The sequence below is a fragment of the Acinetobacter guerrae genome (assembly GCF_009372255.1).
Classification (GTDB): Bacteria; Pseudomonadota; Gammaproteobacteria; order Pseudomonadales; family Moraxellaceae; genus Acinetobacter; species Acinetobacter guerrae.
Genome location: NZ_LXGN01000002.1, coordinates 37319 through 55378 on the forward strand (window position 1 = coordinate 37319; position 18060 = coordinate 55378).

The 18060-nt window shown below is 38.0% G+C and carries 21 protein-coding genes; 10 read left to right on the top strand and 11 right to left on the bottom strand.

Translation table 11 applies throughout. From position 1 onward, the window contains the following. Positions 1-39 precede the first annotated feature (39 nt). Genes A7A69_RS02915 through A7A69_RS02925 form a run of 3 tightly spaced genes read left to right on the top strand, consistent with a single transcriptional unit; the run spans position 40 to position 1504 of the window. Positions 40-411, top strand: a complete 372-nt coding sequence (locus A7A69_RS02915; RefSeq protein WP_171500775.1) for a hypothetical protein — start codon at positions 40-42, stop codon at positions 409-411. Between the two features lie 59 nt (positions 412-470). Beyond that, positions 471-1016 (top strand): glycoside hydrolase family 108 protein, encoded by a 546-nt coding sequence (locus A7A69_RS02920; protein WP_152876247.1) that lies wholly within the window; start codon positions 471-473, stop codon positions 1014-1016. Further along, positions 1016-1504, top strand: a complete 489-nt coding sequence (locus A7A69_RS02925; protein WP_152876248.1) for a hypothetical protein — start codon at positions 1016-1018, stop codon at positions 1502-1504. Before A7A69_RS02920 ends, A7A69_RS02925 begins: the two co-directional genes overlap by 1 nt. Positions 1505-1507: 3 nt before the next feature. Here A7A69_RS02925 and A7A69_RS02930 read toward each other — a convergent pair whose 3' ends face one another. The 9 genes from A7A69_RS02930 to A7A69_RS02970 form a co-directional block, all read right to left on the bottom strand. Then, the gene (locus A7A69_RS02930) at positions 1508-3502 is read right to left on the bottom strand and encodes a DEAD/DEAH box helicase family protein (protein WP_152876249.1); all 1995 of its coding nucleotides are present in this window, start codon (positions 3500-3502) and stop codon (positions 1508-1510) included. Positions 3503-3547: 45 nt separating this feature from the next. Next, entirely contained in the window at positions 3548-4009 is a 462-nt protein-coding gene (locus A7A69_RS02935; protein WP_152876250.1) for an Aca2/YdiL-like domain-containing protein, read from the bottom strand. A gap of 2 nt (positions 4010-4011) precedes the next feature. Next, entirely contained in the window at positions 4012-4437 is a 426-nt protein-coding gene (locus tag A7A69_RS02940) for an AcrIF11 family anti-CRISPR ADP-ribosyltransferase (protein WP_152876251.1), read from the bottom strand. Between the two features lie 147 nt (positions 4438-4584). Beyond that, positions 4585-5880, bottom strand: coding sequence for a Y-family DNA polymerase (locus A7A69_RS02945; RefSeq protein WP_152876252.1), 1296 nt, complete (start codon positions 5878-5880; stop codon positions 4585-4587). Then, positions 5877-6446: a LexA family protein gene (locus A7A69_RS02950; protein WP_152876253.1), complete on the bottom strand. Its 570-nt coding sequence runs from the start codon at positions 6444-6446 to the stop codon at positions 5877-5879. Before A7A69_RS02950 ends, A7A69_RS02945 begins: the two co-directional genes overlap by 4 nt. Positions 6447-6527: 81 nt before the next feature. Then, positions 6528-7148: an SOS response-associated peptidase family protein gene (locus tag A7A69_RS02955; RefSeq protein WP_152876254.1), complete on the bottom strand. Its 621-nt coding sequence runs from the start codon at positions 7146-7148 to the stop codon at positions 6528-6530. A 3-nt stretch (positions 7149-7151) separates the two neighbouring features. Continuing rightward, the gene (locus tag A7A69_RS02960) at positions 7152-7385 is read right to left on the bottom strand and encodes a hypothetical protein (RefSeq protein WP_152876255.1); all 234 of its coding nucleotides are present in this window, start codon (positions 7383-7385) and stop codon (positions 7152-7154) included. A gap of 11 nt (positions 7386-7396) precedes the next feature. Then, on the bottom strand, positions 7397-8614 hold the full coding sequence (locus A7A69_RS02965; protein WP_152876256.1) for a tyrosine-type recombinase/integrase: 1218 nt from the start codon (positions 8612-8614) through the stop codon (positions 7397-7399). 429 nt (positions 8615-9043) lie between these two features. Continuing rightward, positions 9044-9244 (bottom strand): hypothetical protein, encoded by a 201-nt coding sequence (locus A7A69_RS02970; protein ID WP_120369481.1) that lies wholly within the window; start codon positions 9242-9244, stop codon positions 9044-9046. Positions 9245-9524: 280 nt separating this feature from the next. Here A7A69_RS02970 and A7A69_RS02975 point away from each other — a divergent pair, with 280 nt between their 5' ends. The 6 genes from A7A69_RS02975 (at position 9525) to A7A69_RS16675 (ending at position 16260) form a co-directional block, all read left to right on the top strand. Next, on the top strand, positions 9525-10193 hold the full coding sequence (locus tag A7A69_RS02975) for a GntR family transcriptional regulator (RefSeq protein WP_120369482.1): 669 nt from the start codon (positions 9525-9527) through the stop codon (positions 10191-10193). 44 nt (positions 10194-10237) lie between these two features. Then, positions 10238-11122: a methylisocitrate lyase gene (gene prpB, locus A7A69_RS02980; protein ID WP_152876257.1), complete on the top strand. Its 885-nt coding sequence runs from the start codon at positions 10238-10240 to the stop codon at positions 11120-11122. A gap of 118 nt (positions 11123-11240) precedes the next feature. After that, the gene (prpC, locus tag A7A69_RS02985) at positions 11241-12398 is read left to right on the top strand and encodes a bifunctional 2-methylcitrate synthase/citrate synthase (protein ID WP_120369484.1); all 1158 of its coding nucleotides are present in this window, start codon (positions 11241-11243) and stop codon (positions 12396-12398) included. 1 nt (position 12399) lies between these two features. Further along, positions 12400-15036 (top strand): Fe/S-dependent 2-methylisocitrate dehydratase AcnD, encoded by a 2637-nt coding sequence (gene acnD, locus A7A69_RS02990; RefSeq protein WP_152876258.1) that lies wholly within the window; start codon positions 12400-12402, stop codon positions 15034-15036. A gap of 166 nt (positions 15037-15202) precedes the next feature. Next, positions 15203-15598, top strand: a complete 396-nt coding sequence (locus tag A7A69_RS16670) for a hypothetical protein (protein ID WP_187349155.1) — start codon at positions 15203-15205, stop codon at positions 15596-15598. A 203-nt stretch (positions 15599-15801) separates the two neighbouring features. Then, positions 15802-16260 (top strand): hypothetical protein, encoded by a 459-nt coding sequence (locus A7A69_RS16675; protein ID WP_187349156.1) that lies wholly within the window; start codon positions 15802-15804, stop codon positions 16258-16260. Between the two features lie 86 nt (positions 16261-16346). Here A7A69_RS16675 and A7A69_RS03000 read toward each other — a convergent pair whose 3' ends face one another. Beyond that, positions 16347-16763, bottom strand: coding sequence for a type II toxin-antitoxin system VapC family toxin (locus tag A7A69_RS03000; RefSeq protein WP_120369487.1), 417 nt, complete (start codon positions 16761-16763; stop codon positions 16347-16349). Between the two features lie 3 nt (positions 16764-16766). Next, complete coding sequence (locus A7A69_RS03005; RefSeq protein ID WP_152876259.1) at positions 16767-17024, bottom strand: type II toxin-antitoxin system Phd/YefM family antitoxin; 258 nt, start codon at positions 17022-17024, stop codon at positions 16767-16769. A 239-nt stretch (positions 17025-17263) separates the two neighbouring features. On the opposite strand from A7A69_RS03005, the gene A7A69_RS03010 reads away from it, so the two are divergent. Then, positions 17264-17407 (top strand): zinc ribbon-containing protein, encoded by a 144-nt coding sequence (locus A7A69_RS03010; protein WP_004929145.1) that lies wholly within the window; start codon positions 17264-17266, stop codon positions 17405-17407. Positions 17408-18060 lie beyond the last annotated feature (653 nt).

Below are 18060 nucleotides of genomic sequence, written 5' to 3' on the forward strand. Positions count from 1 at the left end.
ATCGCCTTGAAAAAGGATACCAGCATGGAAACAAAACATATGAACGAGTCGTTGTTAATCAAAATATTCCCTTGGATCCTCAAAGTATTTGCGGCAATCATCGGGGCTATTTTTTCATTAATCTTATCAGGGGATATTGATAAAGATGGGAAATTGCAAATCAATCAGACGTTAATTATTAAATTGCTTTTCGGTATTTCTCTTAGTCTGTTTGGTGGCCAATCATTCATTGAATACTATCATTTAACAGATCGATCAATTATGACGCATGGCTTTGTGATGCTGATTTTTGCTGTATTTGGTCTATTGATCATTGGCATCATTTATCAGGCAATAAAACTGATGCAAGGTAAAACTCTCTCAGAAATTGTGCTTGAGATAAGAGAAACATTTAGAGCCATATTTAAATAATTTGTTGTGAATTCCATGCCCATTTATGTGGGTTTTTTAATGTCTGAAGGAAAGTGAAAATGAATATTGAGCAATATCTTGATGAATTGATTAAGCGAGAAGGCGGTTATGTGAATAATTCAGCGGATCGTGGCGGGGCGACTAAATATGGCATTACTGAATCAGTGGCCAGAGAAAACGGATTCAAGGGAAATATGAAAGATTTACCGCTTGAAGTGGCAAACGCCATTTATAAAAAGCAGTACTGGACTACGCCTCGATTTGATCAAGTCAATACTATTAGCTCAGCTGTAGCTGAAGAACTTTTAGATACCGGTGTGAACTGCGGCACAGGATTTGCAAAACCACTTTTACAACGCGCTTTAAATCTGCTGAATAATCAAGGGAAGGGTGGTTGGTCTGATCTTTCAGTTGATGGGATTTATGGACCAGCTACATTAAATGCCCTGAAAGTTTATTTAGCAAAACGTGGCAAAGAAGGCGAGAAAGTCCTCGTTAGAATTCTTAATATCATGCAAGGCCAGCGTTACATTGAAATTGCTGAGCGCAATTTGTCTCAAGAACAATTTTTCTATGGTTGGATTGCTAATCGAGTGGTGATGTAATGACTTATCTCTACTTGGCAGCAAAATTCTGGCGAGAATGCATTATTGTATTACTCGCTTTTTTATTGCTCATCTGTTTGATTATTCAAAATCATCAAGCTGCTGAAATCAAAGATCAAAAGAAACTACACGCTGACTACGTTGCAGCACAACAGCTTTCAATTGCTAAAGCTAATGCCGATGCAGCAATTCAAGAAAAAATTTGGGCAGAAAAAATCACGAAAGCGGAGCAAAACTATAATGTTAAAATTAAGCAAATTCAGTCTGATGCTATTGCTGCTCAGTCCAGTGCTAACAGCTTGTCAAAGCAACTTGCCAACGCAAAACAACGTCTGTCCACAGCTTCCAGAGAAGCCAGTAACGAATACTGTGCAACACTCGGAAACGTATTCGAGCGAAGCATCGAAGAATATACAAAAATGGCAAGATATGCTGATGAACACAGAGTTAATGAAGAAAAATTGAGTGATGCGTGGCCCTCAGATTGAGGGCTATTTTTTGTGCCGACCTAAATTCAATAAATAATCATCCCATCCCAGCTTTTTAAGAAGATTTTGCTTGTATTTGTCTAGATGTTCCCATCTTCTTCTTTGCGTTCTCAACCATCCATAACTTTCATCTTTTTTAGTTATATCAGATAGTGTTTTGTTTTCTAGCTCACTAACCAGCAGATCATAACCTTTTTTCCAAATATCATTTTTGGATCTATATTCCCAGCCAACCGATAGTAATTTATTTAATCTCTCATCAGTTAATCGACTATTTTTATAAAAATCTCCCTGTCTTTTAATCCATTTTTTTATGGAATTATCTTTTATATCATAATCATGAACATCATTTGATTTTTCCCTCTTATACGCTAAAAACATTTTCTCCCATTCGTAATCAAATATGCTAAAAATAAATCCATGCTCAATTAATAAATCTTCTCTATACTTGGGAAGTTTTTTATAACGCTTATTTGCTCTTTGAGCAGCAGCCCATGATGCTAGTTTTGTGTTTTCATCATTGGCATAAATATAGCCATGTCCATTTTTTAAAACATAGCTATCTAAATCCTCCAACATTGAAATAAAATAAGATTCATAATCAGATAATACCTCCAGTGAAATATTATCATATATATATTCTTTGGTAATATTTTGTGGAAGATTGCCAATAATATCAATGGGTGTATCATCCGTAACGGATTTTTCTTTTGAGAATCTAGAATGAATTAAGTTTGTTCTTAGGTCATCATCTTCATTTCGTAAAACCGATATAATATCTACAATATTTTTAAATTCTGTATTATTTCCAATATTCTCGTTGTTTATTGATTCCTCAAAATCCCACAAATAAAGCGGAAGTATTATATATCCAATGCTCTTACCTTCAGATAGTCGGACAGCCCGTCCGATTCCCTGTACAACATCAACTGTGCTTGATCGTGGGTCAAGAAATGCTACTGCATTAACGTTTGGAGCATCCACGCCCTCGGTCAAGCATCGAGCATTTGTTATGTATGCATAATGGGTGTTTTTAAAATCTTGAAGTTGCTTATGTCTAAAATCTGAATTTTGAGCGCCATTCACATGAAAAGATTCAAACACTCCGCTGCCATTGGTTTGATTAGCCAACGCAAACGTATTGGCATCAGCAACAGTGTGATGAAAAGTAATGATTTTATTTACATCAAGTTCTTTTGCTGCTTTCTCAAGTGCATATAAATTAGCAAGCGTATAAATATCATGCTCGGAATTATTAATTAAATGAAAAATATCATTTTTATTCACAGCCGTTATTATCAGCTTGTAATCAACGATTAACCCAAGATCGATGGCTCGCTTAAAAGATAATGAGTAAGATGTTTCTCCATATATTTGTGAATTGTTCATCCCAATGCGGACTGTACTATTCTTTCGATTATGAATAATTACACGCTCTGTAGCAGTTAAAAACAACCGCTTGGCTATTTCAATGTTTTCATCATATAGGGCGAAAGAGTAAGCTTTATTCAGGTCGCCCGCTGTTTTATGTGCCTCATCGAATATGCCTAAATCAAATTTGTAATTTTTTAAATAAGAAGAACTAGCATAAGTACAAAATATAATTTTAGACTTTACAAGGTTTTTTTTAAAAAAAGCAGCAATTTTTGGGGAACTTTTAAGAACTGGAATTTTTAGTATTTTTTCAGCTTCATTGGGATTAATATCATCAAGCTCACTAAGATTATTCCTTGAACACACCATCCCATAATCATACTTATCACGCCCCAACTCGCTCATAAAAGTGGCTGCGATTTGTTGAATCAGTAGAATTGTTGGTACAAATACAACTATATTTTGAGCATCTTTATTTTCAATAAATTCAATTGTGGTCTTGATCGCAACCAAAGTTTTACCAGTACCACACGCCATGATATTTTTTAAACGATCATGGGTTTCAAATAATTTGATATTTGAATTTATTGCTTCAATTTGATGAGGCTTAGGAGTTAATTTCACGCACTTTCCTTGCTATCATCTGTTAACGCTCTACGATCAGAATATTTACTCATGCTCATATCCGCCCTTTAGCCATTTCCAGATACCAAAATCTTTAGGGATCTGAGCACTGTCTTCCAGCTTTGTGATTTTCCCAATCAAAATTAAATGCGAAATTACCGACTGATATATGCGCCAATAAGTTCTATGTGGGCATTCTGTACCCATTTGAAAAGATCCAAATGTGTGAAAAAATGGCAAAGCAGGCGTGATAGTTGACGGCTTGGTTTTGTCATTTTTATTATAAATTGTTACTCTTTCAACGTCGGCAAGCATTTTGTTTAAAACTAGCGTGTAGTGACTAGACATTGTGAAAAACAACAAATCAATGTCATTTGGAACACTACGAGTGCCATCTTCCCAGCGTTGAAATGTTCGTTTCGATACATTAATGGCGGGTAATTCTGATGCCTCAGCAACGGTTAAACCTAAGCCTTGGCGAACGGCTTTTAATTCCAGGTTATTCATAATTAAAATTCCTTATTTAAGATTGATTCGCGACCAAGCATCGGGATGATGTAAACGCCGCCTTGTTCATCTTCGTCTTTGCAGCCGTCGTAGCCCATCTTTTTAGCACATTCGCCGCGTTTTGCTTGAAGATACCAGTCCTCATCAGCATCTGCGAAATCGTAATTCCACACGCTGTCAGAACCATCTAAAAGAGACTCGGCGACTTCAATTTCGACATTAAATCTTTTCGCAATCTCTACCACAATATCTTCATCATATAGACCAGAAGCATTAATAAAGTCCATTTCGGCAGCATCAATGCGATATGTTATTACCGCGCCAACCGACATTGAGTAAGGTGTAGTAGCGAAGAATAAACAATCATCAAACTTACCGGAGCGATCAATTTTAGTAATTTCTTTTGGGCTTGTGTGGAATAAAAACATTTTCTATCTCCTATCGGTCAAAACCGATTTAAGTTTTCAAGAGAGCCTTTCTCGTCTTGATGTAGTTATTATGGTCGCATTTGCGACCAATATCAATAGGGTGTTTTAATTATTTTCAAACCTTTTCTTGGACAATCTAAACATCTTCTAATTCACTTTCAAAAGCCCATCCCACGTAAATGGATTCTGACTTAATTTATCTCGTGACATCGACCAATTTCGGTTCGGTAAATAACAAGAGCCAATGCCTATTTTTCTTTTTCCAAATTTATCACCAACACTTTCAAGCACTTGCATCAATTTTTCTTTTTTGTCGATTACCTCCATGTCTGTCAATAAATCATATGTATGTCCAGATTTAGGTTCAATGCATGTCAATATCACGCCGCACTTCTTATATTTAATACCAGCTTTATACACATGACAAATCATAGCTGTAGCAGCTTTAACAAAATCCATCGCTGAATCTGTGGCTTCTGGAAAAGCATAAGATGCAGATTTATTATAAAAAGGGACACTATCATCATGCGGATTTGATTGAACAAATACGATAATACAACCACACAGTGACTCATCATTTCTCAACCTACGGCAAGCATCTTGAGCATGTAAGCACATTGCTTCTTTTAAGTCGTCAAGTTCAGTAACTCTAGTGCCGAATGAGCGTGATGAAATTATCTGTTTTTTAGATTCTGGGGTGTCTTCAATTTCAATGCATGATGTGCCTTGAAGTTCTGCAACTGTTCTAGCCATGACAACTGAAAACTGTTTTTTCATTTCATTGGGGTTGCTGCGAGCTAAGTCGTAGACAGTATTAATGCCCATACTTTGCAGTTTTTTAGTATGTTTGCGACCTACGCCCCAGACTTCGCTTACATCAATAATAGAAAAGAAGTGATCCTGATGTCTTTTATCCATTCCCACTAAATTACATACACCACCAAACCGCTTTCCTTTTTTTGCCATATGATTCGCAATCTTCGCCTGTGTTTTGCTGCGTCCAATACCAACACACACTGGCAGCCCGATCCATTTTTGAATACGATCACGCATCTGGTGTGCATAATCAGTTAAATCAAATAATTGCTCATACGCTGTCAGATCAAGAAAACACTCATCAATCGAATAAATTTCTTGCTCTGCTTCAGTGACAAAATCCAGCAAGATTTTATGAAAGCGATTCGACATTTCTTCATATAATGAGTAATTACTGGACAACACTTGCACATTGTATTTTTGTACAATATCGCGGATCTGAAAAAGTGGCACACCCATTTTTATGCCTAAATCTTTAGCCTCTTGCGATCGAGCAACAGCGCAGCCATCATTATTAGACAGCACAATAACAGGCCTGTTATTTAGACTCGGATTAAACATGCGCTCGCATGAGACATAGCAATTATTTACGTCTATAAGTGCGAAAATCTTATTATTCTGTTTCATCTGAATTTCTTCAAAAGACGTGTGACAACACCCCAAATAATCAACTCTTGTTCGTCTCTAAAGTGGATATCTGGATAATCTGGATTTTCAGCTTGCAACCAGCGCTCATTCTCATTAATCATCAATCGCTTCACAGTGAAGTCTGTATCAACAAGCGCAATGACGATATCTCTATGCTTTGCTTCAAGACTACGATCGACAATCAACTCATCACCAACATCCATCCCAAGATTGATCATTGAAAGTGAGTTTACTTTAACAATAAAAGTCGCTGTCTCATTTTTAATAAGATGCTGATTCAAGTCGAGTTTGTTTTCAACATAATCTTGAGCAGGTGAAGGAAAGCCTGCTTGAACTCGTTCAGTTGCAAGCGGTATTTCTACATAAGTGGTTGGGTCAACTTGTCGAATATCTGAAATTTCATTTTCGTTTGATTTCTTTTTAAGATATTCTTTAATTTCTACGATACGTGACTCTGGCACACGAATTACTTTTGTTGGCTCGTTGTATTCTAGCTTTCTTCCTGCGCCTTCACGCCTACCTCCATGCTTGTTTTGGTCATTCATTTCATATCTCGATAAAGTTACATTATCAAAATGATAGATCATTTATGAGATGAATTTAAAATCGATAATTCTGATATAAAGCTAACGAGGCATATGTCGCGTTGTAAACTCATTGATATTCATATCAAAAAAGAAATTGCGCGCTTCATCATTTTTACAGTTCAGCCAACCATTACGATATTTTTCTGGAATAACAATGATTGATCTCTTTTCATCCTCTGGCTTGTGAAACTGTGACATGAAAGGGTGAGTATCAGCATTAATTGTAAGCATCGACATTGATCTGACCTGCTTTCCATCGATGACAGCATTTTCATAAATAGCAGCAACGGTAAAAGGCTGATGATCTTCTCTATAAATTCCCCAGCGTTCAGCTTTGCCTTCTTCCGTGTATTTGGGTTCAAAAATTGTTTGCACAGGGATCAAAGCAAATTGACTTTTGGCCCATGCATTTCTAAATGACGGCTTCTCATGCACAGTTTCAGTTCGGGCATTATATGTGCTGCGACAGATTTTTAAGTCTTTAGCCCACTTCGGCACAAGTCCAAACTTCACTTCACGCCATTCAATTGCATCATCGGCACTGAAAATAAGAGGGCAGTCGTATCCGGGATATATATCAGATTTATACTCAAAAGTCGGTTCAAGGAGACCTAATTGTATGGCTTGAGAGCGTTTTATTGGTTCGTAATTTGCGCACATAAATTACTCTCTCAAATAATCTTTCTTATCTTGCTCAATTAGATCAAAGAAATCATCTGAAAATTTATGTCGTAATAATTTAAGCATCAATTTATCAAGCGCATCTTTATAAGTGTCTGCTTCGATTTCAATCTTAAGTAATTGACAATCCACAACCCATTTTTGTTTATCTTCTTTCCAAAGGATCAAAAATGAATATTGCAGTGTATTAGTCAATTTTTGTTCTGTGGTTTGCATAATATGCTCCATTAATTTTTCCAACTATCTACAATATCAGCCCAGTCTTGAAGCATTTTTCTTCTATCTTGGAGCCATCGAGCATGATTGTATGAAGCTCTAGTTTTATTTTCTTCAGTGTGAGCTAGTTGCAATTCAATCCAATCTTTATCATAACCCTTTTCGTTTAAAAGCGTAGATGCGGTGGCACGAAAATCATGTGCAGTTACATCTCTCAGACCTATAAAATCCAACATCCTATTTAAAGTTGTTTTATTCAGCATACCTTCTTTATATATTGCTGCGAAAACATATTCTCGATTGCCATTAATTTTATGTTGTTCTTTAAGTATATTAAAAACCTGCTCTGACATAGGAACAATATGTGTTCTATTTTTTTTCATAACTCTTTTTTCTTGGTTATGTCTTGAGACCCGATTAAATTTAATTACTCGATCCTCAAAGTCTATGTGGTCCCAAGTCATTCGTCTTATTTCAACCGTTCTAAGCATTGTATACATCAGACAAAGGCCAGCATTCTTAACTGTTGTGGTTCCTTTATAAGAGTTCAGTTTTGTAATTAATATTTGACGTTCTTTTTTCTCAAGGGGTCTAGCGTGCTCAACTTCAGGCCGATCAACGACATCTCGAACAGCGTAGGTTGGATCATATTCAGCCCTAAGTGTAGCAATTGCATATCTGATAACTGCGCCTATGAAGGTTCTATTTTGAATAGCTGATACTTCACCAGAGTGTTGCATGTTCCTCTCACGAATTCTTTTTATTGTAGAATCCATGATATTAAGGATGTCGGCAGATGTAACATCTCTAATATTTTTTTTTCCAATTTTAGGATAAACATCACGCTCAAGTGAGTCTTTAAAATGCCTTACATATTCAGGCGATCTATTTACTAACCTCTTTTCGATATATTCTTGTGCAACATCTTTGAATGAATTTGCTTTATCTTTTTCAGCGGCTTCCTTTGTTTTTATAGCGCGATCTTGAACCGGGCTTATGCCAGTATCTAAAACTGCTTTAGCTTCATCTCGTTTTTTTCTAGCCTCGGCCAAACCGATAGCAGGGTATGCTCCTAGTGTCATCATAAGCTGCTTACCATGCAACCTAAAACGATACCGCCAGAATTTTTTTCCAGTTGGCTTCACTTCCAGGCAAAGCCCATCAAAATCAGTTTCTCGGTAAACTTTTTCTTTTGGTTTAAGTGAGCGTAATTTTGCGTCATTTAACATGAGAGTATGATTTTATGAAAAAATATCGTACTCGCGAATATACTCTCAAAATTCAATGTTGTGTAATTTGCCTTAATTGGCTTAGATTTGTTAAATCTTTAATTTCAATAATTTTATTATTTTATACATTTCTTTTAATTTGTTTCTATTTGTTTAATCATACTTTTCGATCATGAGAAGCATTTCTATTGCAACCTGTTGAAAATTAATTAGATATCTAAATTTTAGCTTTTGGTTTACTTATTGAGTATCCCATTTATGAAAATTCATTCAAAAAATAAAGCTGCTATTTAAGCGGCTTATATTATCACTATTTTTGCTCTGCTTTACTATGTCTTAAATCTTAATGGTTAGGTTAATCTGCCTTATTTTTTATAGATAAAATAAGAAAGCCCAACATTAAGTTGAGCGATATGAAACAGAATGAATTTACTCTTCGACTTCGATGGGATCACCATCCTCTGGGCGAATATGGCGTTCGCCATCATCGGCTGGGTCGACACTTGAGCCATCTTTGGTAATGCTATTGTAAAGTTCATCCTCTTTTTTATCATCGATAAACTCTTCATCTTCAAAATCCAATGTTTCGTCATCATCATCGAAATCTAAAGGCTTTTCTTCATCTATCATGGCGATCCTTCATTTATTGAATGAATAGAACATCATGTTCAAACATTTCATATCTTGTTTCAACAGTCGAGATTGGGTGTTTATGTAACGGATAGTAGTGGGATGACTACCGCATGTAACTTTATGAAATTTATTAATTTTTAATTTATTTATTCAATAACTAATTTTTATTTATTCAAGAAAAAAGAATAATTGTTGACAATATTGTTGATTTTAACCATTTAAACCTTTATTTTTGACTTGTTTAATATAGATTGTTGACAATGTGGTGTGCGCTGAAATGACTCAGGTGGTTAAAGAACTGAATTCGATGACATTGACCGATCAGATTTTTAAGAAAATTCAAACTGCGATTGTGAGTGGTGATATTGCTCCTGGTAGTAAAATTTCTGAACCTGAATTGGCACGAACCTATGGTATTAGCCGAGGACCACTGCGTGAGGCGATCCATCGTCTTGAAGGACAAAAATTAGTTGAGCGAACTGCACATGTAGGTGCGCGCGTGGTGTCTTTATCACATCAACAGCTTTTTGAGCTTTATCAGATTCGGGAAACGCTAGAAGGGCTCGCTTGTCGATTGGCGGCACAGAGTATCGATAAACAGCAAATTTTAAAATTACGAGAAGTGCTTCATATTCATGCACAAGATCCAGATTTTAAAGAGGGCAAAGGCTATTACTTGCAAGAAGGTCAGGATGATTTTCATTATTGCATCATCAAAAACTGCGGTAATAAAACACTGGAAAAAATGCTTTGTGATGAGTTGTACCACCTGATCAGAATGTATCGAGTGCAATATTCAAAAACACCAAATCGTCCACACAAAGCACTTTCTGAACATATTCGTATTTTAGATGCAATTGCAGAGGGTGATGCAGAACTGGCAGAACTCCTTATGTGTCGTCACATTGCTTCATCCTATCGCAATATTCAACAACACCTTATTTAACCTCATGTTAACAGAGCAGTTTTAAGACAAGGAGTAGGAAATTCATGTCAACACTATCCGCAAGTCAGAAATTTCGAGAAGCAGTTGCTAACGAGCATCCATTACAAGTCGTTGGTGCTATTAATGCCAATCATGCTTTATTGGCACAACGTGCAGGCTATAAAGCGATTTATTTATCGGGTGGAGGCGTTGCCGCCGGTTCGTTAGGCTTACCAGATTTGGGAATTAGTAACCTTGATGATGTCCTGATTGATGTTCGCCGTATTACCGATGTTTGTGATTTACCATTGTTAGTTGATGTCGATACAGGTTTTGGTGCATCTGCATTTAATATCGCGCGTACCACCAAGTCGATGATTAAGTTTGGCGCAGCCGCAATGCATATTGAAGATCAGGTGGGTGCAAAGCGTTGTGGTCATCGCCCTAATAAAGCGATTGTGACACAACAAGAAATGGTCGATCGCATTAAAGCTGCGGTGGATGCTCGTACTGACGAAAATTTTGTGATTATGGCGCGTACCGATGCCTTAGCTGTTGAAGGCTTACAAGCTGCGATTGATCGTGCGGGTGCATACATTGAAGCAGGTGCGGATATGCTGTTCCCAGAAGCAATTACTGAACTCGCCATGTATAAGCAGTTTGCAAATGCAACGAAAGTTCCAGTTTTGGCCAATATTACTGAATTTGGTGCTACGCCATTATTTACTACCGATGAACTGGCATCTGCCGATGTCAGCATTGCACTTTATCCACTTTCTGCTTTTCGCGCCATGAATAAAGCGGCAGAAAATGTCTATGAGACTTTGCGTAAAGAAGGGACGCAAAAGAATGTGGTGGATACCATGCAAACCCGCCAAGAATTGTATGAACGCATTAATTATCACGCATTTGAACAATATCTTGATGCATCGTTTGAAAAAGCAAAATAAGAAATCCCCCTAAATCCCCCTTTGAAAAAGGGCGACTTCCCTCCCTTTGGAAAGGGAGGGCTAGGGAGGGATTTTAGAACTCATAATTCACATAGAAAGAACAGAAAAGGACAATCTTATGAGCAGTAATGAAACGACAACAGGCTTCAAACCAAAAAAATCAGTTGCACTTAGTGGACAAGTGGCTGGCAACACAGCACTGTGTACCGTAGGTCGTAGTGGTAATGACTTACACTATCGTGGTTATGACATTCTTGATCTTGCTGTCGGCAGCCAATTTGAAGAAGTCGCCCACCTATTAGTACACGGCAAACTTCCGAACAAAGCAGAACTTAAAGCGTATAAAGCAAAATTAAAAGCACTTCGTGGCTTACCCGCAGCACTCAAAACTGCACTTGAGCAATTACCACCATCAGCACACCCAATGGATGTGATGCGTACAGGTGTATCAGTATTGGGTTGTTTAACGCCAGAACATGAAGACCACAATGAAGCGGGCGCGAAAGATATCGCGGACAAATTAATGGCAAGCTTGGGTTCAATGCTGTTGTATTGGTACCATTTCAGCAACAACGGTCGTCGTATCGAAGTTGAAACCAATGATGACTCAATTGCTGCACATTTCTTGCATCTACTTCATGGCGAAGCGCCATCGGAAGAATGGATTCAAGCGATGCACACTTCATTAATTCTCTATGCAGAGCATGAATTTAATGCATCAACCTTTACTTCACGTGTGGTTGCAGGCACAGGTTCAGACATGTACTCAGCCATTACAGGTGGTATTGGTGCGCTACGTGGCCCTAAACATGGTGGTGCAAATGAAGTTGCGTTTGTGATTCAGCAGCGTTATGACAATGCCGATGAAGCAGAAGCAGACATCCGTAACCGTGTTGAGAAAAAAGAAGTGGTGATTGGTTTTGGTCATCCCGTCTATACCGTTTCTGATCCACGTAACGAAGTGATCAAGAAAGTGGCGTGTGACCTTGCCGAAGCGCAAGAGAACAACAAGATGTACTTGATCGCTGAACGTTTAGAAGCGGTGATGAAAGAAGTCAAAAATATGTTCCCGAACCTCGACTGGTTTAGTGCGGTGAGCTATCACTTGATGGGTGTTCCAACCGCAATGTTCACCCCATTATTCGTCATTGCACGTACTGCAGGTTGGTCAGCGCATGTGATTGAACAACGTCAAGACGGCAAAATTATTCGTCCAAGCGCAAACTATACGGGTCCTGAAAATCTTGAATTCAAACCATTGGCGGAGCGGGGTTAATATGAGCAATACTCAATATCGTAAACCGCTGCTGATTCAAAAAAATGGTGATACCCAGCTTGAATACTATGACGTGCGTCAAGCCGTTGAAGATATTCAGCCAGGCGCATATGAAACCTTGCCATATACCTCTAAAGTGTTGGCAGAACAATTAGTTCGCAAAGCTGAACCAGCGCATTTAACAGACTACTTAAAGCAATTGATTGAACGTCGTCAGGATCTAGATTTTCCTTGGTATCCTGCGCGTGTAGTGTGTCATGATATTTTGGGTCAAACAGCATTGGTTGACCTTGCAGGTTTGCGTGATGCAATTGCCGATAAAGGTGGTGATCCATCTAAAGTCAATCCAGTTGTGCCTACTCAGTTAATTGTGGATCACTCATTAGCTGTAGAGTACGGTGGTTTTGATCCTGACGCATTTGAGAAAAACCGTGCAGTTGAAGATCGCCGTAACGAAGATCGTTTTCACTTTATTGAGTGGACCAAGACCGCATTTAAAAATGTCGATGTAATCCCTGCGGGTAACGGCATCATGCATCAGATCAACTTGGAGAAAATGTCTCCAGTGGTGCAAAATCGTGATGGCTTAGCGTTCCCAGATACATGTGTTGGTACAGACTCACATACACCACATACCGATGCACTGGGTGTTATTTCAATTGGTGTAGGTGGTTTGGAAGCAGAAAATGTCATGCTTGGTCGCGCATCGTGGATGCGTCTGCCAGACATTATCGGTGTGGAATTGGTGGGGCAGCGTCAAGCTGGTATCACTGCCACAGACATCGTACTCGCATTGACTGAGTTTTTACGCAAAGAACGTGTGGTGGGGGCCTATCTTGAATTTTTTGGCGAAGGTGCTGACAGTATGTCAGTTGGTGATCGTGCCACGATTTCTAACATGACCCCAGAATATGGTGCGACTGCTGCAATGTTCTATATCGACCAGAATACCATTGATTATTTACGCCTCACAGGTCGTGAAGATGATCAAGTGGTATTGGTTGAACAATACGCGAAAGAAATTGGTCTTTGGGCATCGGATATGACCAAAGCTGAGTATCCACGTGTATTACGTTTTGATTTATCTCAAGTCACTCGTAACATTGCTGGTCCATCAAACCCGCATGCACGTGTATCAACGGCTGATTTAGCAGCAAAAGGGATTGCGGGCAATTTGGATGCAGCAAAAGTACAAGAAGCAGAAGGACTAATGCCAGACGGTGCTGTGATTATTGCTGCAATTACCTCTTGTACCAATACATCAAATCCACGTAATACGGTGGCAGCGGGATTATTGGCACGTAAAGCCAATGAGCTTGGTTTGGTGCGAAAGCCGTGGGTGAAATCATCATTTGCGCCAGGCTCTAAAGCGGCTGCGCTATATTTGGAAGAAGCGGGCGTACTTGAGGACCTCGAGAAACTTGGGTTTGGTATCGTGGCGTATGCATGTACCACGTGTAATGGTATGTCGGGCGCACTTGATCCAGTGATTCAACAAGAAATCATTGATCGTGACTTATATGCAACCGCAGTGCTTTCGGGGAACCGCAACTTCGATGGCCGTATCCATCCCTATGCAAAGCAGGCGTTTTTGGCATCTCCACCATTGGTCGTGGCATATGCGATTGCAGGAACGATTCGTTTTGACATTGAAAAAGATGTACTTGGTACAGACAAAAATGGTCAATCCATTTACCTCAAAGATATCTGGCCTTCGGATGCCGAAATTGATGCGTTAGTCAAAGAGGCGGTGAAGCCTGAACAATTCCGTAAAGTTTATATCCCAATGTTTGACTTAGGCGTAACGGAAGAAGCAGAAAGTCCGCTATATGACTGGCGTCCGCAAAGTACCTATATCCGCCGTCCACCATACTGGGAAGGGGCATTGGCTGCACCACGTACTTTAGCCAATATGCGTCCGCTTGCGATCTTGGGGGATAACATCACCACAGATCATTTATCGCCATCCAATGCGATTATGATGGATTCGGCAGCGGGTGAATATCTACACAAAATGGGTGTACCTGAAGAAGACTTCAACTCTTACGCAACCCATCGTGGTGACCATTTAACTGCACAACGTGCAACATTTGCCAATCCGAAACTATTTAATGAAATGGTTATTCGTTCAGATGGTACGATTAAACAGGGTTCAAAAGCACGCGTTGAGCCAGAAGGCGAAGTGATGCGCATGTGGGAAGCGATTGAAACCTACATGAACCGTAAGCAACCGTTGATTATTGTTGCAGGTGCGGATTATGGTCAGGGTTCAAGCCGTGACTGGGCAGCCAAAGGTGTACGTCTTGCAGGTGTGGAAGCGATTGTTGCTGAAGGTTTTGAGCGTATTCACCGTACTAACTTAGTGGGTATGGGCGTTTTACCGCTTGAGTTTAAAGCGGGTGTTAATCGCAAGACCTTAAAACTAGATGGTACTGAGCTTTATAGCGTGATTGGTAATATTGCGCCACGTTCGACTTTAACTTTAGTGATTGAGCGTGCCACAGCGGATGGTAAAGAAGAAATTCTGGAAGTGCCTGTAACTTGTCGCTTAGATACAGAAGAAGAAGTTTCTGTATATGAAGCGGGTGGGGTATTACAACGTTTTGCACAAGACTTTTTAGAGGGTCAAGTGGCTTAATACTTTAGCTAAATATTATTGATATTGTTTAATAAAAACCCTATCTTGATGGTGGGGTTTTATTTTGGTAGATATAGTGTTTTTTTATATTGATGAAAGTGGTCATACAGGTAATAACTTATTTGATAGGACACAGTCATATTTATATTAGGGAGTTGTTGGCTCAATGGTTAATTTGGATATCTTAGCTAAAGAGGATATTTTAAAATTAAGAAAGAAATTCGGTGTTGATAGATTATATGCGACAGAATTGGGAGAAGGTAAACTAATTAATTTAATTTCTGAGTTAAAAGAAATATCGAAAAAATTTTCTATAAATTTCGATTTTATAGGGTTAAAAAAGATGATTACCCCGTCATATGTTTTTTTTGATCAGATATTTGATCAAGGTATAAATCCAGCAATGACATGGTCTGGATACTGGACTCCACTAAGATATGTAATATTAGCAAAGTTGAACTTTCTCTTTGACGAAGAATTAAAAAGAACAGCATGGGAAGCTAGATTGTGCTCAAAAGATGAAGAGGCTGATGAAAAAGTAATTTATATTTGTGAAAACTAATTAGTCGTCTGGAAAAGTTAAATGATATTAGGTCAAGAGGACTATTTTTTGATGTTTTAATCTGGGCTAAAAATAATGTAAGAAAGTTAAGTTTTAATGCTAAGACAAAAAGAGACAAAAAATTCATTTCTCCTAATTTAATAGGTTTTCAAGCAGTTTACTGGGGGGTAACCAATCGAGCGAAGAAGAAAAAGAGAAAAGTATTGGGAATTATAGTAGATCAGCAGGATCAGTTTAATACAGTACAGGATTATTTGTTACAAATTTATAGAAACGCCGAAGGTTTTTTTTATCCACATAGCTTTGGTTTAGGTGGAATGGATTATAGAAATATTCCAACAATTATTCCAAAATTTAAAAGCTCTAAAGTATCAGTAGGTCTAGAAATAGTTGATATTTATTTGTGGTTATTTAAAAGATATCTTGATGGTAAGTTGTTGAATTCATTGTTAATATATTTTGTTAAATCTCAAATGAATAAAGTTTACTGTGATGAAGTATCAATTAATGCAACTAATCAGCGGTTTAGTGCTTGGATGCAAGATTTACCAGATGTTACATATGAACAGATGTTGATTGGGCAAAAGATGAAACAAATGGAAGAAACAAAAAGGAAAAAGAGTGTAGAGCAATATTATAAATCAACTCCTATTAATAATTGATATTCACATTTACTTTGTAAAAGGGGCTACAATCTTTATTGTAGCTTTTTGCCTCGTTCCACCTCTGTGTGGTGAGATGCCAAAAATCAAAAATATGCTGCACCATCAAATGGATTAAACAACTTTACCCCAAACCCCTTAAAGTCAGCAATATTTCGAGTGACTACAGTTAAATGATGTTGTTTTGCTAACGCTGCAATCATAGCATCTTCATATAAAGTGTCAGAAGTGCGATGCATCAATTTTGCCCAAACTCTAAAAATATCAGCAGTCATCGGTAGCACATTATAGGAATCTGCAACCAAATCTAACCATTGCTCAATTTGTTGGGCTTTAGTAGGATCCTGTTCACGAGTGATTTCAATGCCTGCCTGAATCTCGCCAATCGTCACAGCAGATAAAAATAAATCCTTATCTTCAATGGACTGAATCCAAGCCACAACTGCCCCATGCGGTTTAGGCTTGCGTAATTCAGAAATGACATTGGTATCTAACAAATACATGACTTAATCCAGTTCAGGAATATTACGGCGTTTTACTAGTCTTGAACGTGGCAAATCCATCTCAAAACGATGCTCATCGCTTAATAATAATTCTTTTAATGAGGGTTTTGCCGAAGTGGTAAGGCGTTGCCATTCCTCAATCGGTACCAGTACAGCAGTTTGTACCCCACGCTTGGTAATCAATTGTGTACCCTCAAGCATACAACATTCGAGTAATTCGCTAAATTTGGCTTTAGCATCTTGTACAGACCATGTGTGCATGATGTTCACCTTTAAATAACTAGTTATTTAACTAGTCTAATGGTTGAGTTTGATAAAATCAAGATGCAGACTGGGTTGAAATATTTATTTATGGGTACTAAGAGCATAGGATGGATGAGGTAGCTTAAAGTTATTTTTATAACATTTTAGACGCTACCACTCGTCAGAAAGGTCAATCATTCACCAACTTTATCAAGTTATAATATATATACCATTTCTAAAATCTATGGAGAGCAAAAATGGTTACTGCTGGCGAAAAACCTGGAACAGGCTTCTATTTTTGTGTCCAATGCGGACATCGCGTTTACTTAGAAATTGGTACTGATCGTTTACCTCCGTGTACCAAATGCCTTGGCAAGCAATTTAACAGTAAGCTTGCTTAAGCTGCACACATCAAACAGTTATCCGCTGTTTTGAATGAAAGCCCTATCACTCGGTAGGGCTTTTTAATACCTAAAATATGTAATCACAGCGCACAGTACTACAAAAAAAGTATATTTAATGAATAAATGATTCAGATATAAATGAATCAAAAGCCTATTATCTCTGGCAAACCATTATTACCTTTCAGCTTTAAATAGCCCCCTCTTTTGTCTAAGCTAATATTCCATTTATGATGGTAAAGCATCATACTGTATCTATTGAATACAGCCTTTGATTTCTTAAAAAACTATTTCACAAGATGTTATGTTGTGTTTTTAATTTAATGAAAAATAATAAATTTTACGGGTTAAATGACCCTGTAAGTTTAACTTTCCAACTACAGACAAGAAAAATATGTATTACACATTAACATACCTAAAAAGCATGAAAACATACTTTTAGAGGTGTTGGATAAAACGTGCTTTTTCGGTAGAGTTGATCATTAAGGAACAGATAAAAGCAGGCTGCAAATCCATAACGCATTTACGATTTCACAGTGAAACACCCCAAATTTATAGGTCAGTTAATTGTGAAATACCCATGCAACATGTGGACGTAGTTTGAAAGTTGGGCTAGCAGCTTAAGCCACCCGACTTATTCATTTTGGCGATTT